The organism is Chryseobacterium sp. Chry.R1 (genome assembly GCF_039645525.1).
GTDB classification, from domain to species: domain Bacteria; phylum Bacteroidota; class Bacteroidia; order Flavobacteriales; family Weeksellaceae; genus Chryseobacterium; species Chryseobacterium proteolyticum.
Genome location: NZ_CP151793.1, coordinates 3,581,925 through 3,603,600 on the forward strand (window position 1 = coordinate 3,581,925; position 21,676 = coordinate 3,603,600).

Annotated in this window: 20 protein-coding genes; 6 read left to right on the forward strand and 14 right to left on the reverse strand. The window is 36.4% G+C overall.

Annotation, left to right across the window (positions count from 1 at the left end; all coding sequences use genetic code 11):
• Positions 1-82: 82 nt before the first annotated feature.
• The 4 genes from AAEU33_RS16285 to AAEU33_RS16300 all read right to left on the reverse strand — a co-directional run bounded on the left by AAEU33_RS16285 (position 83) and on the right by AAEU33_RS16300 (position 4,470).
• On the reverse strand, positions 83-514 hold the full coding sequence (locus tag AAEU33_RS16285; RefSeq protein WP_172283266.1) for a hypothetical protein: 432 nt from the start codon (positions 512-514) through the stop codon (positions 83-85).
• 91 nt (positions 515-605) lie between these two features.
• Complete coding sequence (locus tag AAEU33_RS16290) at positions 606-1,583, reverse strand: acyl-ACP desaturase (protein ID WP_172283267.1); 978 nt, start codon at positions 1,581-1,583, stop codon at positions 606-608.
• A gap of 155 nt (positions 1,584-1,738) precedes the next feature.
• Positions 1,739-3,289: a 2,3-bisphosphoglycerate-independent phosphoglycerate mutase gene (gene gpmI, locus AAEU33_RS16295; protein WP_345988827.1), complete on the reverse strand. Its 1,551-nt coding sequence runs from the start codon at positions 3,287-3,289 to the stop codon at positions 1,739-1,741.
• A 245-nt stretch (positions 3,290-3,534) separates the two neighbouring features.
• The gene (locus AAEU33_RS16300; protein WP_345988829.1) at positions 3,535-4,470 is read right to left on the reverse strand and encodes a DUF2268 domain-containing putative Zn-dependent protease; all 936 of its coding nucleotides are present in this window, start codon (positions 4,468-4,470) and stop codon (positions 3,535-3,537) included.
• A gap of 195 nt (positions 4,471-4,665) precedes the next feature.
• On the opposite strand from AAEU33_RS16300, the gene AAEU33_RS16305 reads away from it, so the two are divergent.
• Positions 4,666-4,989, forward strand: a complete 324-nt coding sequence (locus AAEU33_RS16305; RefSeq protein ID WP_172283272.1) for a translation initiation factor — start codon at positions 4,666-4,668, stop codon at positions 4,987-4,989.
• A gap of 1 nt (position 4,990) precedes the next feature.
• On the opposite strand, the gene AAEU33_RS16310 is transcribed toward AAEU33_RS16305, so the two are convergent.
• The 3 genes from AAEU33_RS16310 to AAEU33_RS16320 all read right to left on the reverse strand — a co-directional run bounded on the left by AAEU33_RS16310 (position 4,991) and on the right by AAEU33_RS16320 (position 10,247).
• The gene (locus AAEU33_RS16310; protein ID WP_345988831.1) at positions 4,991-5,890 is read right to left on the reverse strand and encodes a leucine-rich repeat domain-containing protein; all 900 of its coding nucleotides are present in this window, start codon (positions 5,888-5,890) and stop codon (positions 4,991-4,993) included.
• A 56-nt stretch (positions 5,891-5,946) separates the two neighbouring features.
• Positions 5,947-8,094: an alkaline phosphatase PhoX gene (locus AAEU33_RS16315; RefSeq protein WP_345988833.1), complete on the reverse strand. Its 2,148-nt coding sequence runs from the start codon at positions 8,092-8,094 to the stop codon at positions 5,947-5,949.
• A 299-nt stretch (positions 8,095-8,393) separates the two neighbouring features.
• Entirely contained in the window at positions 8,394-10,247 is a 1,854-nt protein-coding gene (locus tag AAEU33_RS16320; protein ID WP_345988835.1) for a cytochrome c peroxidase, read from the reverse strand.
• A 196-nt stretch (positions 10,248-10,443) separates the two neighbouring features.
• Here AAEU33_RS16320 and AAEU33_RS16325 point away from each other — a divergent pair, with 196 nt between their 5' ends.
• Both AAEU33_RS16325 and AAEU33_RS16330 read left to right on the forward strand, forming a co-directional pair.
• Entirely contained in the window at positions 10,444-10,911 is a 468-nt protein-coding gene (locus AAEU33_RS16325) for a hypothetical protein (RefSeq protein ID WP_172283278.1), read from the forward strand.
• 7 nt (positions 10,912-10,918) lie between these two features.
• Positions 10,919-11,773 (forward strand): nucleoside phosphorylase, encoded by an 855-nt coding sequence (locus tag AAEU33_RS16330; protein ID WP_345988839.1) that lies wholly within the window; start codon positions 10,919-10,921, stop codon positions 11,771-11,773.
• 43 nt (positions 11,774-11,816) lie between these two features.
• Here AAEU33_RS16330 and AAEU33_RS16335 read toward each other — a convergent pair whose 3' ends face one another.
• The 3 genes from AAEU33_RS16335 to AAEU33_RS16345 are packed head-to-tail and all read right to left on the reverse strand — an operon-like array spanning position 11,817 to position 13,253.
• Entirely contained in the window at positions 11,817-12,221 is a 405-nt protein-coding gene (locus AAEU33_RS16335; protein ID WP_345988842.1) for a hypothetical protein, read from the reverse strand.
• On the reverse strand, positions 12,160-12,657 hold the full coding sequence (locus AAEU33_RS16340; protein WP_345988845.1) for a hypothetical protein: 498 nt from the start codon (positions 12,655-12,657) through the stop codon (positions 12,160-12,162). The genes AAEU33_RS16335 and AAEU33_RS16340 overlap by 62 nt, the downstream gene beginning before the upstream one ends.
• 32 nt (positions 12,658-12,689) lie before the next feature.
• Entirely contained in the window at positions 12,690-13,253 is a 564-nt protein-coding gene (locus tag AAEU33_RS16345; protein WP_345988847.1) for a DNA-3-methyladenine glycosylase I, read from the reverse strand.
• Positions 13,254-13,393: 140 nt separating this feature from the next.
• On the opposite strand from AAEU33_RS16345, the gene AAEU33_RS16350 reads away from it, so the two are divergent.
• From AAEU33_RS16350 to AAEU33_RS16360, 3 genes are all read left to right on the forward strand, one after another.
• Positions 13,394-13,693, forward strand: a complete 300-nt coding sequence (locus AAEU33_RS16350) for a hypothetical protein (protein WP_172283282.1) — start codon at positions 13,394-13,396, stop codon at positions 13,691-13,693.
• Between the two features lie 120 nt (positions 13,694-13,813).
• Entirely contained in the window at positions 13,814-14,626 is an 813-nt protein-coding gene (locus tag AAEU33_RS16355; protein ID WP_172283283.1) for an SDR family oxidoreductase, read from the forward strand.
• Between the two features lie 228 nt (positions 14,627-14,854).
• On the forward strand, positions 14,855-15,589 hold the full coding sequence (locus AAEU33_RS16360; RefSeq protein WP_345988850.1) for a hypothetical protein: 735 nt from the start codon (positions 14,855-14,857) through the stop codon (positions 15,587-15,589).
• Positions 15,590-15,677: 88 nt separating this feature from the next.
• Here the strand turns inward: AAEU33_RS16360 and AAEU33_RS16365 are convergent, their stop codons facing one another.
• The 4 genes from AAEU33_RS16365 to AAEU33_RS16380 are packed head-to-tail and all read right to left on the reverse strand — an operon-like array spanning position 15,678 to position 21,672.
• The gene (locus tag AAEU33_RS16365; protein ID WP_172283285.1) at positions 15,678-17,117 is read right to left on the reverse strand and encodes a glycoside hydrolase family 30 protein; all 1,440 of its coding nucleotides are present in this window, start codon (positions 17,115-17,117) and stop codon (positions 15,678-15,680) included.
• Between the two features lie 43 nt (positions 17,118-17,160).
• Positions 17,161-17,970 carry a glycoside hydrolase family 16 protein gene (locus AAEU33_RS16370; RefSeq protein ID WP_345988854.1) on the reverse strand — a complete coding sequence of 270 codons (810 nt, stop codon included), beginning with the start codon at positions 17,968-17,970 and terminating at the stop codon, positions 17,161-17,163.
• Positions 17,971-18,015: 45 nt separating this feature from the next.
• Positions 18,016-20,238: a beta-glucosidase BglX gene (gene bglX / locus AAEU33_RS16375; RefSeq protein WP_345988857.1), complete on the reverse strand. Its 2,223-nt coding sequence runs from the start codon at positions 20,236-20,238 to the stop codon at positions 18,016-18,018.
• Positions 20,239-20,241: 3 nt separating this feature from the next.
• Positions 20,242-21,672, reverse strand: a complete 1,431-nt coding sequence (locus tag AAEU33_RS16380; protein WP_345988860.1) for a glycoside hydrolase family 30 beta sandwich domain-containing protein — start codon at positions 21,670-21,672, stop codon at positions 20,242-20,244.
• Positions 21,673-21,676 lie beyond the last annotated feature (4 nt).

The following is a 21,676-nucleotide window of genomic DNA, read 5'->3' on the forward strand; positions in this document are numbered from 1 at the left end:
TAGAAGTTAGATTAATGATTTAATCTTAATAAAAGACATGCAAAAATCTAATTTCTAATGTCTCCTTCTCATATCTATTAATTTACCAGAAAAGACCTTTTTTCTTTTCTTTCTTAAGTTTGGAGTATGCTAAAACTTCTTTACCTTCCACACGGAATTCTATCCTTTCGTGGATAATATTATAGATTTCTCCCCATCCCGGAAAACCTCCTAAATTTCTGTCATCAATAAACCAGTCTGCATCAATTTTTCGGGATTGTGTTTCAGGGTCGAAAACTTCTCCTTCAAAACTACCGTTTACAGAATAAAATTCTATTCCGTTTTTCTTGCAGAATTCTACTGCCTCATCTAATGTTTTTCCGTGTCTGTATGTCCAAAGAATTAACCTGTAACCCTCGGATTGAAGTTTTCTTAAAGTTTCAAATGCAAAGATCTTCGCTTTTCCGATCCCCGGATAAGCATCGTCAACGATGGTTCCGTCGAAGTCTACAGCAATTTTTTTATTATTTAACATTTTCTGCGTTTTTAGCTGTGCAAAGATAAGAAATAAAAAGAGTGCCAAAAACACTTGGCACTCTTACTTTTATTTTTTAAGTATTACATACCTAACTTTTCACCCAACTGAACTGGAATTGTAAGTCAGGAGTAGAAACTCTGTCTGTAATTTTCTGTAATCTCGCCGGAAGCTTCATAAGGTATTCCTGTGCTTTTTCAGCCTTTTCAGTAAGACCTTTGATGTGTTCTATTTTCCACTCGTCAAGCAGATCTTTCATGATATTGATATAATCCTGACCGGTATACACCATACATCTTTGTGCGGCATCTGAGAAATGTCCCCACAACTCACCTGCTTTCTGTCCTGACTGTCTCATTAAGTGAGCCGGCATAACAATTTTCTTACGCATCATATCTTCAAATGCCAGGATCATTTCCGACGGATCCAGCTCAAGGATCTTTGCAACAAAATGTTTATATGCTTTAGCGTGTCTTGCTTCGTCTGCTGCAATCACTCCACACATTTTTGCCAATTTTCCGTTTCCGGATTGTTTAGCTAAAGTTCCTACCCTTCTATGCGAAATATTAGTCGCTGTTTCCTGGAAGCTTGTATATACAAAGTTTCTGTAAGGATCCATACTTGTTCCAAGATCGAAACCGTCACTGATAAGGTACTGAGTCGTAATCTCTACTTCTCTCATGTTAACCCTGCCGCATAAATAAAGATATTTATTCAGCAAATCACCATGCCTGTTTTCTTCACCTGTCCATGATCTTACCCAATTGGCCCAGCCTACTTTTTCTTCCTGATCAATACCTTCTACACCCATTAACCAAGATTCATAGGATGGTAGAGCCTCTTCTGTAATACAGTCACCGATAAGGGTTACAAAAAGGTCATAAGGCATTTCACGAGCGAAGGTCTGAATTTCTTCTAAATCATATTTGAAATTTTCACTTGACGGATCCGGAAGGTAATCTGAGGGTTGCCATATTTTTTCAATTGGCGTCAAAAACTTTTCCAGAAAAGAACTTACTTCCTTTTCTAGAATACTCATCACTTCCTTCCTTACCAGCGTTTGATACATTTCAGTTATTTAGATTTATTATAATTAATATACAAAGATAGGATTTATTTATTATTTAGAGCATAATAACGTATGTCTCTCATAATATGTATGACATATATCATAAAAAATGCCATTATTAATGTAACGGCATTTTTTATTTTTTATTGGTAATCTTAGTTAACTAAAACATCTCCTGTCATACTTTCCGGAATGTCTATTCCCATTATTTTTAAAATAGTCGGAGCTACATCGCCCAGTTTTCCGGATTTCCCCGGTTTTAAATTCCAGGTACGGTCCTTATCCATTATAATAAGCGGTACCAGATTCGTGGAATGCTGTGTATTTGGTGTCCCATCAGGATTGATCATGACATCTGAGTTCCCGTGATCTGCAAGGATAAAGACGGCATAACCATGTTCATAAGCTGTAGTAGCCACTTTCTCAATGCACTTATCTACCGTTTCAGCAGCTTTTACAGCAGCTTCAAATACTCCGGTATGTCCTACCATATCCGTATTCGCAAAGTTCAGGCAAACAAAATCCGCAGTTTCATTTTCCAGCTCCGGAACAATAGCATTGGTAATATCATAGGCAGACATTTCAGGCTTAAGATCATAAGTAGGAACATCTTTAGGGCTTGGGCAAAGCAATCTTTTTTCCCCTACAAATTCTTTCTCTCTACCACCGGAAAAGAAAAAAGTAACGTGAGGATATTTTTCTGTTTCTGCAATGCGGATCTGCGTTTTACCGTTTTTTTCGATGATTTCCCCCATCGTTTCCTGTAAAACTTCTTCATCAAAAACTACCTTTACATTATTAAAGGTCTTGTCATAGTTGGTAAGGGTAACATAATACAGATTCAGCTTACGCATAAAGAATTCCGGAAAATCTTTCTGAGACAGAACTTCTGTGATCTCTCTTCCCCGGTCGGTACGGAAGTTAAAGCAAATAACCACATCATTATCCACAATTTTAGCTACAGGAACCACATTACCTGTTTCCGTAGTATTCATAAGGATAATCGGCTTTAAAAACTCATCAGTAACATTATTATCATATGACTGCTGGATTGCTGCCAATGCATCAGTTGTTTGAAGTCCTACGCCTTCTATTAGCGCATCATAAGCTAATTTCACTCTTTCCCATCTCTTATCCCTGTCCATGGCGTAATATCTTCCGACAATAGTTGCCAGTTTACCGGTCGTAGCAAGCATATGTTTATCAAGTTCTTTGATGAATCCCAATCCTGAATGCGGATCGCAGTCTCTACCGTCCGTAAAAGCGTGGACAAAAACATTTTCATTCAATCCGAAATTTTTAGCCGCGGTTAAAAGACCTTTTAAGTGATTGATATGGGAATGTACTCCTCCATTGGAAACCAATCCGATAAAATGTACTTTTTTATTTTCCCTTTTAGCATATTCGAAAGCTTCCTGAATGACTTTTTCTTCCCCGAGGGTTCCATTTTCTACAGCCATATTCAGTTTTACAAGATTCTGGTAAACCACTCTTCCTGCTCCAAGATTCATGTGTCCTACTTCTGAATTCCCCATCTGCCCTGCAGGAAGACCTACTGCAGTACCGCTCGCTTCAAGTGTGGTGTGTGGAAATTTATGAAAACAACTATCTATAAATGGTGTATTGGCTTTATCAAGTGCTGAAACTTCAGGATTTTTTCCCAGTCCCCATCCGTCAAGTATGGCCAGTATTGCTTTTTTCGACATTTTTTGTAACTTTTAATATACAAATTTACCTATTTTCCAATGAAACTGATCCTTTTAAAGACTTAAATTTTTATTAAAGCTTTTATTTATTTCTCTTTAAACAATGGATTTTTTTACAGTACCGGATTTTGAAATTCAATAAGATTCTCATTAATAATAATGGTGGCTGCTTAATCTCTATTCCTAGGAACAGCATCATATATGATATGAACTTTCAGCAATTCAAATATTCAAACGTTTACAGTTTACGCTTTAAAAAAGTTTTCAAACTTTTTGTGGCCTTTCTTTGTGTATTCTTTAATGTATTGATCTAAAAAACCGCTTTCTTTCAAAAATAACAAGGGATCTTTGATATTCAATATATCATGGATTGCTTTGTGCTTATCTGTTTGTTTATTAAAATAGGCTTCTGAAATTTTATATCCCATCCAATATCCTAAATCATTAGGACGGTCATCTTTTTTACTGGTTTCATAAAGCCAGTCCGTAGCACTGTTTCCCTTTAATAAAGCGACAAACTCTTTTTTTAAAGGATCAGCATGTGCTTCACCATATTGAAATGCTTTTACATTAATATTTTCACCAGATATCAATTCGCTGACAAAATCCGCTCCTCCCTCAAGCAAGGTATATTTTAGCAGCATGTCATTTCCCATAATATTTTGTTGAAAATGAATCAATTCATGAGCAATAAGCCCCGTAACACCATCCAGATTTTTAAGCATTTCAGTGCCAATTATAATACCATCATTAGAAGTCGTTCCTCCGGAATTAAATCTTCCATAGACAAAATATACGGGTGGAAATTTAGCTTCGGGATACCAATATTTTAACGCGCTGTAAATTGCCCTTGTCCTTTTTTCTTTTTGTTTGATCCCACTCAGTACATTCCGGCTTTTTAAATAATCTTCCCTCTTCTTTTTTACTTTTGAATATAAAGAATCGGCATTGATGATCCTGAATTCCATAAAACCTTTTACTCCGGGAGATCCGTCTTTTACATAATCTGCAAAAGGATTTTTCGTTGATGTTTCTATCTGATCAAAAGCTTTCCAGAATTTATCGGTATCTCTTGTTTCAAAGACAGCATCCAGAGGATTTGTGGAAAAATTTGTCTGAGCATTTACCCCTGCAAAAATTAAAGTGAATGCTATAAGAATGGTCCTTGCTTTTATTTTCATGATCTCATTTTAGTTGAGTGTATTTTATGAATTCCAAAAATATAAAAATCGCCTTTGTATTTAATGTGGAATACAAAGTTTTTTTGCTTTAAATCAATAGGCATTCACGGCATATACTATTGGAATGAATACTTTTTGCTTATGATTATGAAAAATCTGCGGCGAGGTATTAATTATTATTTTTAATTTTGCTTTATGGATTTACGAGATCAACTAAAGAACCTTTTTCCTGACCATGAAGAGCAGGATTTTGAAATGCCTGAAGAAAAATTCAAGCAGAAAGAACCCCTGATATGCAAGTTTGAAAAAAAAGGAAGAAATGGAAAACCTGTTACAGTGATTGAAGGCTGGGAAGGGAGTGAAGAAGATTTGAAAAAAATTTCCAAAAAGATCAAAACCACTTTAGGGATCGGAGGATCAGAAAAAGATGGGATGATCATTATTCAGGGGGATAACCGAGATAAGATTATGGAGATTCTTAAAGATATGGGCTATAAAACGAAAAGGGTTGGCGGATAGCTTAGAAATAGATCTGAGTATCAGGTAGCAATTTCTTATATTTTTCAATGGTGGCCTTATCCATAGGATTCCCCGTTAATATCAATGTTTTAAGATTTTTCAGCTGAGAAATATCCTTAGGCAGGTCTTTTAAGTTATTGTTTGCAAAGTTCATACTTACCACATTTTTCAATCCTTTTATTTTTGCCGGAATTTCCTGAATATTATTCTGGCTCACGTTAAGGAACTCCAGATTCTTTGATTGAAAAAGGGATTCAGGTAGTTTGGAAATAGCATTTTGCTGTAATTCCAGATACTTCAGATTCTTGGGAAATTCAAGATTGCCAAGATCATTGATCTGGTTTGCTGCCAGATTCAGGTATTTTAAATTTTTAATTTGATTCAGACGTTCGGAAATAAAGCTGATCTGATTATCCTGGAGATTAATTTCCTCCAATGCCGGAATTTCCGTTAAGGCTTCCGGGAAAACATTCAGATTATTAGCATCGAGATGAATTACTTTCAATTGCTGTAACCTGGCAATATTGGGATTAACAGAGGTCAGGCTGTTCAGATTCATTGAAAGGGTTTTCAATTGAGTAAGCTCTCCTACTTCATCCGGAATAAACTTGATGCTGTTTTCATTGACATTCAGTATCTCCAGATTCTTCAAAGCAAATAGTTCAGGATCCATCTTTTCCAGATTATTTCCCATGATATTAAGAAAGAACAGGGAAGTAAATTTTCTGATATCAGAAGGAAGATTAAATAAACCTTTACCTCTGAAACTCATACTGTATACCGGCTTTTCACTTTTTAAAGCATCTTCGATAGTCGTGTAGGTAAGATATTTTACCGGATCAATCTGTGCATAGCTGTAGTTCAGTGCGAATAAAATAATTAATAAGGAAAGTTTTTTCATAGATAGATAAAAGCTGCCGATAACAGAATTACCGGCAGCAACTGAATATTAATACATTACTTCTTTATCACTTTTACTGTTTTCTGGAATCCTTCTGCCTCGATATTTACTATCAAAACACGGGAAGCTTCAAGTTGGGATGTAAAGTCTAAATCCAACGCAGTATGAGAACCTGCAAATTTCTTTGTGAATACAATTTTACCATCCAAGCTGTAGGCTGTTACAGAAATATCTTTCAAGCCTTTAGAAGAATTGATCTTCACAATTCCTGACGTCGGGTTTGGAGCTACACTAACTGTACTTTCGGTTTTAGCGTCAATTGTTCCCAAAGTACCGTTTTGTCCTAAATTATTTTTAAGAGCGACAACAATGGTGGCAGATTTTCCTCTGTAGTCAATTGTATTTCCAGTGGCATCCACATCTGTAGAGATTGTCGCATCCGGATGCTGAATCGAAAAGAATCCGAATTTATGATCTGGAGTAAAGGTAAGTCCTGTAGGCTCAGAACCAGCCGGCATAGAAGCAAAAAGTCTCACTTTAGGATTCGCCTGAGTATGATCCGGAGCTACTACCCAAATATAATTTTTTCCTCCATCCTGTAACACCCAAAGGTTTCCAAGTTCATCAAAAGTAAGATTGTCATTCCCATCTCCCCATGCTTCTGATTTGATCCCTTGTGCCGTATTGAAAGAATATACAGTAGAAAGCCCTCCGACAAACGTTTCTACTTGAGAAGCGGTAGTTCCGTTATCCTGTAAGCGATATACTTTATTTAAACCTTTTGCAGTAAAATAAATCTTCCCATCCAATGGGCTGATATCCACATCTTCTATTCCGTTGAATTTTGTACCTCCTAATGAAAAAGCCAGGTTATTTGTATTATTCTGGTCTGCTTTTGTCTTATTAGGTACCTGGATCCATGTTGCTGTATTTACTACCGGATCTCCTGTACTGCTTAATCCCTGATCCAGTTTCAGTACATAAAGATTACCTGATGAAAGGTTGTTGGGTGTATCCATTACATATTTATAAACCAGATGGGTTCCTCCATCCTCACCATAATAAGCTGTCGTTCCTGCATTATTGATCACTACATTTTCGTGATTCATTATACCCATCTGCCATAATTTCCCTTTAGAACCGTCCGCATTCTGTGAAATTACCTGAGCCGTTGCAGGATCAATTTCTACCAACCAACCATAATCTTTATATCCGTCAGCATTGGTATCACTTGAGGTTACAGATTCTTCAGCTGTAACCACAGTTCCCCAAGGAGTAATACCTCCTGAACAGTTTCTGATCGTCTGTACAAGGCTTGGTGTAGAGAAATCCACAGCTCTGGATTTTGTCAGCTGCCAAAGCTTCGTTGAAGCATTATAATTGATTTCCGCCATCGTAACTCCACCTGGATTTGTTTCATGGTTTACTGAAAGATAACCATCGGTTGAGCTGGCGTTTTTAGCAACATAAGCGGTAAAATCATTCTGTCCACCTACTAATCCACCTCCTTGTGTATAGGCATCTCCTTCTTTTAAAATAAGCTGATATTTATGCTCGGCAGGGATGATCAGTTTATTGGTTTGTGAAGTAGGAACAATAGAAGTGAAACAACTGATGTGAGCCGCATTACAACCAACAGGATTCGTTGTTCCGCTTACCGTTTTTAAATAAGCATCAATTCTCAGGTCTGAGCTTTGTCCGCTTCTGTTGTGCAGTTCAATGGATATCCTGTTGTTTCCGTTAACAAATTTTGATTTTGGAATCGAGAAAACATTATATACATTCTCTGCAGCACCGTCAATTGTGGTCACAGAAGGTGTATTAAAAGCGATAGTTCCGGTAGGCATATTGTCCCTTACCACTTCCTGTCCGTTAAGGTATACAACAATACCGTCATCTCTCATCACTCCTAACTCCATAGTATCGGAAAGATCAGCAAGATTAACACTAAAGTCTTTTGCAAAATAAGCTGCAGTAAGACCTGAATTAATAGTGGTAGTTACAGGATCACCATATCCTAACGGACCGTTTCCTGTAGACCAGGAAGAAACATCAAAATTGGTATCTTTCCACTGGGTAACCTGCGCCTGGTTGTTGTCGATATACCTCCATGAGGCATTTTTATTGAAAACAAAGGTCTGTGCCTGAAGGGCAGAACCTGATACGAGTGCAAGAGCTGCAACTGTTAGTAGTTTTTTCTTCATAATAATTTCGATTTATTAGATGTTGCAAAACTATTTTTTTATCACCAGCCCTCTATTAATAGAGTTTTAAATAAAGCATCAGCAATGTTACAAAATTAAAAACCCAATGTTAAGTGAATTAAGTTTGTGTTAAATATGATGCAGGATTTGAAATTCGTGGTTATGTGATAATTACCATATAAGTGGAATATTGAACTTAATACGATTACTTTTTAAGTATAGCACGTTCATTTCGAATTTCGAAATTCATTTATTAAATCAAAATAAGCCTTAGCCTTCTCATTATAAACACTTCCCTGTTATCTTTTGCTTACATCCGTCAGAGCGTTTAGAAATGCAATGATCTGCTTCATTTCAGTTTCGGTAAGATTAAGTTTATCCGCTGGTAAAGTCTGGTTATTTATTTTTAACCCCAGACCTTCGCCTCCTCCTTCATTATAAAAATCCAGCACTTCTTCCAGAGTATTAAATGCTCCATTATGAAAATAAGGCTTTGTAAGCGCAATATTTCTTACTGTCATGGTTTTAAAAGAATTTTCATAGATCCAGGAATTTTCTTTTTTCACCGGGCTTTTCACTCTTCCCAAATCAGAATCCAGTTCTAAAGGCAGTTTACTGATCGGAGCTTTTGTAACCCCTAACACTTCCGATTCATTCTCATTATAGAAGGGAGGAACCAGTCCTGAGAAATGAGGGGCAAAATGACAGGTTGCACAGTTGGCTTTTCCCATGAATAAATTGAATCCTTTTTTAGCATCATCTGAGATTTCTTTCTCATTCCTCATAAAGCGATCAAAATCACTTTCAAAAGAATAAAGGGAAGCTACATATGAACTCAATGCTTTGGAGAAATTCTCTTTACTGATCTTCCCATCTTTAAATGCTGCACGGAATGCTCTTTTATATTCCGGTTTTTCCTTTAATTTTTTAATAATACTTTCATAGCTCGTATTGAATTCCTGTTCATTGTAGATAACATGCTCTGCCTGTTGCTCAATATAAAAAGCACGCATATCGTAAAAAAATCTTTTAGCAAATACTGCGTTGTATAAAGAAGGAGAATTCCGCAACACGGTTTTTCCTTCAACATTACTTGGCGACTTTGCTTTAAGGTCTGTAAAAGCATTTTCCGGCAAATGGCATGTAGCGCAGCTCATTTTCCCATTTCCGCTTACACTTTGGTCATAGAATATTTCTTTGCCCAGTTTCTTAAGCTCAGGATTATCTTCAGATGCCTTTAAAAGGGTATAAAAATAGGGATCCAGAAAATCGCTGCTGAAAAAGTTTTTGTTCTGAGCGTTCCATCCCGAAAACGCCTTGAGGTCATCTGTTCTTCCGTCCCAGTTTCCAAATTCTTCATAAAGAGGCTGGATGTATTTTTTATAAAATTCAATGCGGTCAAATGTTTCAAAATTTTTATTAACTGCAAGGTATCCGGTTGCATCAGAAAGAATGGTATTTGCTTTCTGAATATTATAATTCCTGAAATAAAGATCATCATTAATGTATTTTTTTATTCCCAAAAGCGCATACGCTGCTTCTTCAGAAATATTTAAAGAACCGGGTGTATCAAAGCCTGTAACTCCCAAGCTATAAATCCTTATTAACTCTATACGAAGCGGTAATGTTTTATTGACACCTTTGCTCAATCCGTTTTTTACCGAGCTTAAATAAAAGTTAGAATAACTATTGTACAAAAAATCAGTAATGGATTTTATTTTCTCTTTCTGTTCAGCTGCCTCTTCCGAGTAAATCAGTTCATCCAAAACCTGTAATCCTTCCGGGGGCAAAGTATAGGCTGACGTTCCTGCTGCCTCAATATGAAATAAAGGAGCAGCATTAAGATGGGTTTTTGTGAATTCAGGGTAATGATAGGCAATATAGAATTCTATTTCCTTAAAAGAGTTTCGGGTAGTACTCAATGATTTCTGCAGATCTTCAAGAGATATTTTATCATCCCCAAACAGGTAAACATCTCTTTTCAACTGTTCAAGCTTATTTTTAAAGTCGGTTAACCCGTTATTGATAAAAGTATTTTCATTTTTCGTCCCTTTATCTGTAGGATTAAATGACATGATTGCAAAACCGAAAGTTAAAATAATAAGCAGTAAAGAGTATTTCATGAAATTTTTAGCGGCAAATGTAATCATCATACATTATCTCAGTTTTAAATCTGGATTAAATAATGTTTATATTTTAATTCATGAATTTTTATTAATTTTAAACCCCGAAACCAAATTCATTATACTGAAAAGCCGGATATACTGCCTGTTCTTTTTAAAATATGATGTGAGATTAATGGGATGAGGATTTTATATATTTACAACTAATCAAAAACGAAATATCATTATGAAAACAAAATTACTACTGGCTTTTGTAGCAAGTCTTTTCTCATTTGGGATTTTTGCCCAGAAATTAGGTCAGGAAATGGCTGTATATGCAGAAAAAAAGGGTAATGATTATTACCTGATCCGTCTGGTACAGGATCAGGCCGTACCTAAAGTTTACGTTTACTCCAACGGCGAGACCAAACCTTATAAAACTTATACCGAATTAAAAGATGTTGTAATGGATTTTCCGGGAATGATGTCTTCGAATAATTCAACTAAAGAAGAGTTGGTTTCTGTTTTGAAAAAAGATAATCATTTTTATGAAATTACTTCCCAGAGAAAAGATCCTAAAAACTTTGAAAAAACAACAGTAACCGTTTACGAAGTTTTCAATGGCCAGAAAAGGATCGTAGAAGAGTACGGCTCTATTTATGAGCTTGTAAGTTCTCCTTATAAAGATGCCATTTTCATTGACATAAAAAAATAAACATAATATGCTAAATAAACTTGCAGCTTCCGAGCTGGTACTAAATGATGACGGAAGTGTTTACCACTTAAACCTTTTACCTGAAGATATTGCGGATAAAATTATCCTGGTTGGTGATCCTGACAGGGTTCCGAAAGTATCTCAGTATTTTGATAAAGTAGAGATTAAAAAGAATAAACGGGAATTCTATACCCACACAGGAGTTTTACGCGGTGAAAGAATTTCAGTAATGTCCACCGGAATCGGTACGGAGAATATCGATATTGTAATGAATGAGCTGGATGCCCTGGTTAATATCGACCTTAAAAATAAGGAAATTAAAACCGAACATAAGGCGCTTGAACTTTTCCGTATGGGAACATGCGGTAGCGTGAATCCAGATGTACAGGTGGACAATATGCTGGTAACCCAAAATGTTGTAGGTTTGGATGGTCTTATGCACTTTTATAAGGATTACCATTTTGAAAATGCTTTTTCAAAGAACTTTATCGAAAAGTTCCCTTATGAGAAAATTAAGCCAATGCTTTATTTTGCTGACTGGGCTGAAGATATTGCTGAATACTACAAAGATGCCAGATATCATGGAAATACCGCCACATTCCCTGGATTCTATGCTCCACAGGGCAGACAACTTCGTCTGAAATCCCTGGATGATAAATTCCTGGAAACATTGAACGAACTTGGCATTACTAATTTCGAAATGGAAACTTCGGCAATTTATGCATTTTCAAAGCTATTGGGACACAAAGCAATTACCGTAAATAATGTAATTGCCAACAGAAGACGTGGGGAATTTTCCTCTGATCACCATGCATCGGAAAAGAACCTTATTGAATGGGTATTGGAGAGAATAATAAAATAATAAGAAAAAAACAAAAGGATTTCAAAATTGAAATCCTTTTGTTTTATGGACAATTCTTTTCATATTCATTGATGATCTTCACAAACATTTTAATATCATATTCGGATCTTTTTCGTGTAACATAATTGAATCTATCTTTTTTATCAAGACCTTTAGATTCATCAATCGCTTTTTGGTAATTATCTTTAATGTCCTGCTTCATTTTTTTCCTAAAATCCCTGTCTTGTAATTTTATATAAAGATTATCCAGATACTTTACAAATTCAGGGCAATCCCCACCGGCATATTTAAAAGCATTAATTAATTTTTCATCGAGGCTTCCCAGGTTAAACAGTGAAACTTCATCCACATCAACAGGCATTACGGCAAAATCTGATTTGTCATTTTTAATACATAATCGTGCCTGCGTACATGCATCCCATACCATTGCCACAAACTGTATATTCATACCCGTAAATATCTATTTTACCATCGTAAAGAATGGGAAGGATGGCTGTATAATTTTTATCTTTTACATCATTATCCTTACTCAATTTTTTAATGCTCAGCTTTTCATAACCAATAACTTCATCATCATACTTATCTACTACCTTTATTTTTTGAATATCATGATACCCTATTTTCTTGATCTCCGACGCTTCAGAAGTTTTGTATTCAAATAATTGTTCATTCTCAAAAACAGATTTATTTTTATTTTGTGCTACAATCCCCATAAAGGATTCAGCTTTGGGGAAATAAATATCTCTTAACAAAATATTTTCAGTAGAACCATCAGTTTTAGTGATTTCAACCGGAATAAAAGGCCTCTTTTCAAGTGACTTCTTGGATTGCCCGAACATTAAATTTGCGCAGATCAGACCTGCCATAAGTAAAATTCTATTCATCGTTTTTAGTTTTATATAATTTTGTTGTTGTATCAGGATTGCAACCTCAGAAAACAGTTCTCGATGTGATCATTTACCATACCGGTCGCCTGCATATGGGCATATACTACCGTTGATCCCATAAATTTAAAACCTCTTTTCTTGAGGTCTTTGGATAAAATATCGGAAATTTCAGTAGTGGCTGGAACATCTTTCAAGCTTTTGGGCTTATTGTCAATAGGTTCACCACCTACAAAACCCCAGATATATTTGGAAAAAGTTCCAAATTCTTTCCGGACTTCCATAAACTTCTGTGCATTGTTGACCGTTGCTAAAATTTTCAGCCTGTTTCTTATAATGCCGGAATTCTGCATAAGCTCCTCAATTTTTTTATCCTGGTATTTTGCAATCTTTTTATAATCAAAGCCATCAAAAGCCTTCGTAAAATGTTCTCTTTTGCTTAAAATGGTATACCAGCTTAATCCTGCCTGGAAACTTTCAAGGATCAGAAATTCAAAAATCTTTTGATCATCATAAACAGGACTCCCCCATTCTTCATCATGATATTTCCTGTACAGATCATCTTTTTCACACCATCCACAACGTATTTTTTCCATATATCAAGATTGTATTTATCCCTTTAAAGATAAAACGGATTTAGAAAACTATAACAAAAGATTATGAAAATTTTAACAACAGAGCCGGATTTTAGGAATGGTTATTGTTTTACTATAAACAACACTAAATAATAAATGTTATGAACAATTCGGATTACAACAAAGCAGAGGACGCAGTAAATAAAACAGAAAACTCTTTAAAAAATGCAGCGACCGATGCGAAATGGAAAATTAATGATTTAGCAGACAAAGCTAGGGATTATATCAATGAAAAAAGAAACAATGACGAAGAAGCTAGTCAAGAAGATTGGCTTGACAGGGTAAAAGCTAATATTTCTGACACTTGGGAAGACATCAAGGATAAGGCGGATGAAGCCTGGGAAAAAACCAAGGATGCGGCTGAAGATGTAAAGGCGGAATGGAATAAAAAAACCAATTAAAATTTCAGTCATATAAATATTTTCAAAAAAACGGAACCTTTTTATAAGGCTCCGTTTTTTTATTATGTTCTAAACACAAATTATCGCTACATTTGTAATATTAATAAACATTAAAAAATTATGTCATACGGTTTACTTAAAGGCAAAAAGGGAATTATTTTTGGGGCCCTTAATGAACAATCGATCGCATGGAAAGTTGCTGAAAGATGCCATGAAGAAGGAGCTGAATTTATTTTATCTAATGCTCCTATTGCTTTGAGAATGGGAGAACTTAACGGTTTAGCTGAAAAAACAGGCTCAGAGGTTATCGGAGCAGATGCTACTTCTGTTGAAGATCTTGAAAAACTTTTTGATGCTGCGATCGCAAAATTCGGAAAAATAGATTTCATCCTTCACTCCATAGGAATGTCCGTAAATGTAAGAAAAGGAAAACATTATACAGAAATGAACTACGACTGGTTGGAAAAAGGATGGGATATCTCCGCTGTTTCTTTCCATAAAGTAATGCGTGTGGCATGGGAAAAAGACTGTATGAATGAATGGGGAAGCATCCTAGCACTTACTTATATTGCTGCTCAGAGAACATTCCCTGATTATAATGATATGTCTGATAACAAAGCTTATCTTGAAAGTATCGCGAGAACATTCGGAAACTATTGGGGGGAAAGAAAAGTTCGTGTAAATACGGTTTCCCAGTCTCCTACTCCTACCACTGCCGGAAGTGGAGTAAAAGGTTTCGGAGGTTTCCTTGGATATGCAGAAGACATGTCTCCACTTGGAAACGCTACGGCACTTGAATGTGCAGATTACTGTGTTACACTTTTCTCTGATCTTACCAAAAAAGTAACAATGCAGAATCTGTTCCATGACGGTGGGTTCAGTAGTTCGGGTGTTACTCAGAAAGTAATTAGTAAGTATGACGTTGAGAAATAATCAACTTTCTTAATAAAAAATTAAACAGGTTGTCTTTTTAAGACAGCCTGTTTTTTTTTACTTCCTAACTTACTATTAATGACGTAAAACATTACAGTTTTAACTCAATAGGTTTATTTTACAAAAGATGGGATAAAAGTGTTTTGGTTATGTCAAACATAATATATTTAATTCGTATTTTTTCTCTTATAATTGAATTAATTTAACTTTGCCAAAAAGCAACAAATTATGAAGAAGTTAAAAATACTTATTTTTATAAGCATTATGCCACTTGCGTACTCGCAAACTGGACAGGTAGGAATTAACACAACAGCCCCAACTGCTGCTCTTGATGTAAATGGAAACACAAGAATCAGGAAAGTAGACAGTATTGCATCCGCTCCGAAATATATCTTAACATCAGATGATAATGGGATTGTTCAAAAAGTGAATGTTGAGAAATTATCGGACAGCAATCCTGAAGTGATCAGAAGAAAAATCTATGCGGTACTTTCCAAAAACTCATCGCAGTTTCTTACTACAAAAGGGACTGACTACAACTTAACATATGATGGTGTGGTAAGCGGTATTAATACAGATCACCTGTCCTTTAATAGCCAAAAAGACAGAATCAATTTACCCCCCAATAAAACATTTAAAATAACCGGATACATTGGAATTAAAGGAAGTACCACTGGTAATAGCAATACTACTCCCGGTTATATCACATCTCTGTTTTCAGCCGGTGGTGACGCTGAAGCAATCGTAACAACCCAGGGATATACGGAATCGTCTACAGAAACCTTTGATGATGGGGGTGTTACTCCTCCTATTATCATCGTAACAACAGGTTCCGCTGGCAACGCGTATGTTGAACTCAAGGTACGTTATGGAGGAAGTAATGCCGGAAACTCAGGATATTATGTTTCAGGAGCATCTACAAGAACATCTGTAGGAACCTATGTTTTACTGGAGGAATTATAAATATCATTTTTATTTTTTAATAAAAAACAAGGTAGGCTGTCTAAAAAAGACAGCCTACTTTAATAAAAAAATATTAATATGAAGTGTATTATAGAATTACTGTTTGTATGGAATGCGCCGGCGCAGGAAGTTTGGCAGCCATTCCTTCGATCCAGAGGCTCGCATTGATATCACTATCTGTATTATTCATAATAACGGTAACCAACTGGCCGTTCTCATTCATGAATGAGGTAGAAATCAAGCCTGATGTATTGGTAGAACTTCCAATTCTTTGTGCATTGGGTTTAATGTATTTTGAAACATGCCCTACATAATAATATTCGTAGGTATAATGTACTTCTCCTGACTGGGTATCTGCAATAATCGGAGCAAAACATAAATTTCCTACATGATTCGGCCCTCCTGTTTCGTCAAGCAAAACATTCCAGTCCGTCCATAATGATGTACCTCTGTTAAAGTCATTGATCATATTTTTCCCGTACAATTCTCCAAGACTTACATCATTGATCCTTGACATATTGAAAACTTCCTTACATCCTTCTGTAAAAGCCAGGAACTTATCCGGAAATGCCCTGTGTGTTTCCCCAACATTATCAAACAACTGGGTCTTATTGTGCCAAGTCTCATACCAATGATATGCAATTCCTGAAGCATATTTTGAAGTCTCAGGATCACTTAAAGTTGTTGTGGCTCTTTGAAAGATCAGATCTCTGTTATGATCCCAGATCATTACTTTTTTATCTTTAAATCCGTTTTTCCATAGAGTGGGTCCCAGGTTATTCTTCAGGAAAGCGGCCTCTTCTTCAGCAGTGTACAAACAAGATTCCCAGGTTTGTTTAGCCATGGCTTCATTTTGTACAGTTAACCCCCAGATTTTGATTCCTCTTTTTTCATATTCCCTGATGAACTTTATATAATAATCCGCCCAGGTCTGATAATACTGGTTCTCAAGCCGGCCTCCATTCAGCATATTTTTATTCGATTTCATCCATGCTGGTGGGCTCCATGGTGAAAAATACAATTTGAACTGATTCCCTATCGCCTTTTGAGCTTCCTGGATCATCGGTATTTTATATTTTTCATCATGAGCAACGGAGAATGATTTTAATGAGGTATCATTATCTTCTACATACGTGTACGAATCACTTGAAAAATCACATGAATTCATATTGGTACGCACTACAGTATAGCCTAATCCATTCTTACCATAATAGGCTTCTATGATTTCTTTCTGTTTATCCTTCGGTAGTTTATAAAACGTCTCTGCAGCTGCATCTGTTATTGCACCTCCGATTCCGATCAGTTTCTGATATTTAAAATCCGGATCTACAAAAACACAGGCTTCATTTTCTTTAGGCTGGTCAAATTTTGCAAACTGCACCATTCCCTTATCTACCATCTTTTCATCAGTTTTGGAATTCGTCAGTATAACCCTGGCCGATTTTCCGGCATTCTTCTTCCAGTAATTCTGTGCATTGACATGACTGGCTATCCCTGCAATAAGACAGCTTACAATTAGTTTTTTCATTATTATTACTTCCTGTTTTTACGGAGCTGTGCAACTCCCTTCATTATTTATTCTGATAAACCCGTACATAATCTATATAGTACTTCTGAGGAAAAATAGAGTCATCAATTCCTTCTTTTCCACCCCAGAATCCACCTATAGCCAAATTCAAAATGATATAATACGGCCGGTTAAAGGGCCAGGCTTCGTTTGTTTTTTCCTCGTTCTCGTACGTGAAAAATTTTTTATCGTCAATATAAACCTCTATTTTTTCCGGCGTCCAGTCTGCTTTATACACATGGTAGCGTTCACTGGCATCATTAACAATCAAAGTATCTGTTTTCTGAGTTCCCTTGATATGATTGTATTTTTTCGTGTGCACTGATGCATGGATGTATCCGGGATTGAATCCCACATGTTCCATAATATCAAGTTCTCCATCATCCGGCCACTTCTTCATATTCTCACTCATCATCCATATGGCAGGCCACGTTCCTCTTCCTTTGGGTAATTTAGCCCTTACTTCAATTGTTCCATATTGAAAAGAGAACTTCCCTTTGGTTAAAAGTCGTGCAGATGTGTATTTATTTTTATCCCATGCTTCTTTTCTTGCTTCGATCACCAGATTCCCATTTTCGATTCTTGCATTTTCAGGGCGGTCTTTTGTATAATACTGAGCTTCCTCATTTCCAAAACCACCTCCGCCTACATCATAATTCCATTTTGATGAATCAGGTAATCCCTTTCCATTAAATTCATCACTCCAGATCAGCTTCCTGCCGGAATCTGTTTTATATGAAGCACAATCTAACACTGAAAACAGCAGCATCCCTCCAACCCATACATGTAAACTATTTCGAAAAAAAAATTTCATATGCGTTAATATAAAGCGGGCTACTACCCGCATTAGTAATCCTGGCTATTTAATCCAATTAATTTTCTTTGTCTGAACTTCCTGAGAGTTTGTTCCTACCATAATTTCAAATTCCCCCCCTTCCCAATCAAAATTCAACTTGTCGTCATAGAATTTTAAATTTTCAGGTGACAGTGTAAAACTCACAGTTTTCGTTTCTCCTTTTTTCAGGAATATTTTTTGAAATCCTTTTAACTCCTTTACCGGTCTTACCACTTTTCCGAATAAGTCTCTAATATAAAGCTGCACGACTTCTTCGCCGTCATAATTTCCATTATTGGAAACATTAACTTTAATTTGTAAAGATTGATTTCCTCTAAGATTTTCAGAACTTAATTTCATATCGGAATATTTGAATTTTGTGTAACTCAATCCATATCCAAAAGGAAATTTAGGGTCATTATCCAGATCGATATATGCTGAAACGTAACTCCTTTCTTTATTGGTTTTTGCCGGTCTTCCGGTATTATAATGGTTATAATACACAGGGATCTGACCTTCAGTTCTGGGAAAAGTCATCGGAAGCTTTCCACCCGGATTTACAGAACCAAAAAGGACATCCGCAATTGAATTTCCTGCTTCAGTACCAAGCCACCATGTGTATAAAATTGTTGGAATATGGTCCGCTGCCCAATCAAAAACCAAAGGCCTTCCTGCATTAATCATTAAAACAACTGGTTTTCCTGTTTTTGCAATTTCCTTCAATAATTCTTCCTGAACTCCAGAAAAGTGAATATTGCTTCTGCTCTTCGCCTCTCCACTCATAGCGTGCCCTTCACCCAAGGTCATAATAACCACATCCGCTTTTTTTGCCGTCTCTATTGCTTCAGCAAACATAGAGCGATCCTGATCGTCAATATTACATCCTTTGGCATACAATAATGTGGAACCTTTATCCAGTTGATTCTTAATTCCATCAAACTGGCTCACAATTCTTTGATTGTCATCTTTGAATGCTACAGACCAGAAACCATGATTAGCAACAGTTTCTTTCCCGAAAGGACCTATCAAAGCTACAGTTTTTGTAGATTTTGAAAGTGGCAGAACGCTATTCTGATTTTTTAAAAGGACGATACTTTTTGAACCGAACTCTCTCCCAAACTTCCTGTTCTCAAGATTATCAGTCTGTTCTTTTTGTCTTTTCTCATCACTAAAACGGTAAGGATCATCAAATAACCCCATTTCGAATTTTTTAATTAAAATTCTTCTGGCCGCATCATCAATAAATTTCGGATCTACTTTTCCGTCTTTTACAAGTTTGGGAAGTTCAGCCATATAAACACGGCTTTCCATATCCATATCACTTCCTGCGATAATAGCCTTTTCAGCAGCTTCCGCTTTATCCTTTGTATATCCGTGGTTCACCATTTCACCAATGCTGCCCCAATCTGAAACCACAAAGCCTTTATAGTTCCACGACCCTTTTAACAGGTCTCTGAGGATGTATTGGTTTGCCGTCGCAGGAATTCCATTAATGTCATTAAATGAATTCATAAACGTAGCAACTCCGGCCTCTGCTGCTGCTTTAAAAGGGGGTAAATAAGTTTCATTCAATTGTCTGGGGCTCATGTCCACAGAATTATAATCTCTGCCACCCACTGCAGCACCATAGGCTGCAAAATGTTTGGCACAGGCCATTATAGCATCAAGGTTTCCTAAACCTTTCCCCTGAAATCCTTTGATTCTTGCCAGGCCAATTAAAGTACCGAGATATGTATCCTCACCCGAGCCTTCCATGACCCTTCCCCATCTCGGATCTCTGGCAATATCGACCATCGGTGCAAAAGTCCAGTGGATGCCATATGCTGAAGCTTCCGTTGCTGCAATTCTTTCAGACTTTTCAATTAATCCTAAATCCCAGCTCGCAGCTTGTCCGATATTAACAGGGAATGTTGTTCTATAGCCATGGATCACATCCTGCCCAAACAATAATGGAATTTTCAACCTTGATTCCAATGCTAATTTCTGAAAAGCTCTTGTTTCTTCTACACCAGCTACATTGAGCATGGAACCTACCTTACCTTTTTTTATTTCTTCAAGAACAGTTGCCGAATTGGAATTCTGAGGTCCTGTTGCATAAGCAAAACCACTATATTGAACCAATTGTCCTACTTTTTCTTCTAATGTCATTTTGGACAGAAGCTCAGAAACTTTCTGGTCGATTGTTTTTTGTCCGTATGTATTCAGGCCGAAAGTAGCAAATGCCAGTAAGAAATAAACTCTTTTCATAATTTAGAAAATATAGGTTGCAACAGCGTTTCCGGGTAAACTTACCTGAGCTGTTTTTTGATTAAATTTAAGAGAGAAGGTCTCTTCCGTTTTATTATTATTTTGTACGATCAAAACTGTTCTTCCTTCAGGTGTTCTGAATGCTACAGTCGACAGATTATCGGTTTGAGATGAAGCTATCCTTTGCGAGTTTGCCGGAATGAACTTAGAAGCGTGCGCAATAATGTAATACGAAACGTTTCTCGTAAAATTTTCTTTATCGGAAACTGTAATGGCTCCTTTACATTCCGTACAGCCACCTTCAGTGTGCGGCTTATACTGCGGATCATTAGCAAGGTTCCATTCCAGAGCTATTTTACTCCAGTTTCTCATAGAACCGATGATCACATTCTTGGTATGCCAATTCAGATCTTCATTAAAGTTGCTCCTGGAACCTGTCCACTGCTCTGTAAAGTAAAGGTTTTTATCAGGATAAGCATTATGGACAGTACTTAACGCAGAAATATCGCCTTCATAAAGATGGAATGCAGAACCATCGACATATTGATAAGCTTCGGGATCACTCAGTATATTGGTTGCGTATTCAGGTTTATTACAATTGTGGTCGTACACAACAATCTTAGTTGTAATGCCTTTAGATTTAAAAGCAGGTCCCAAATGATTTTTAATAAAATCTTTCTGCTGATCAGAGGTCATATATAAACTTGGATTGTTTCCCGGGTGTAAGGGTTCATTCTGAGGTGTAATGGCATCAATTGTAACCCCTTCTTTTTTCATTCCCTGGATGTATTTTACAAAGTAATCAGCATAAACCTTATAATACTCTGGCTTTAAACTTCCCCCTTTTGACTTTCCGTTATCTTTCATCCAGACAGGTGCAGACCAGGGTGCCGAAATAAACTTAATTTTAGGATTAATTGCTAAAATCTCCTTTAGCATAGCAATCAGATCTTTGTCCTTTGCGAGGCTGAAATGTTGTAATGACATATCTTTTTGTCCTTCCGGTAAATCGTCATAGGAGAAAACTTCACCGTCAAGATCTGAAGCTCCGACACTCAATCTTATATAAGAGACTGAAATGGACTGATCCTTTTTACCAAAAAGTTCATATAATAAAGCTTTTCTTTTAGTTTCTGAAAGCCTGTTGATTACTTCCACACTTCCTCCTGTCAGCGTATATCCGAAACCGTCAATATATTGAAACTTCTGCTGGTCATCAATTTCAATATTCTGACTGCTACCCGGATTGTTTGTAAAACCAATTGAAGGTTGCTGTTGTAATTTTATACTCTCATCTCCTTTCGTAAGCCATATCTGAACTTCGTTTCTTGTACTTACCGAATGTGACTTACATGCTGATAAAGATAAAAGTACCACACCACAAAGTGGTGTGATACTTCTAAAAAAGAAACTATATAAACTGTGAAACTTCATGTTT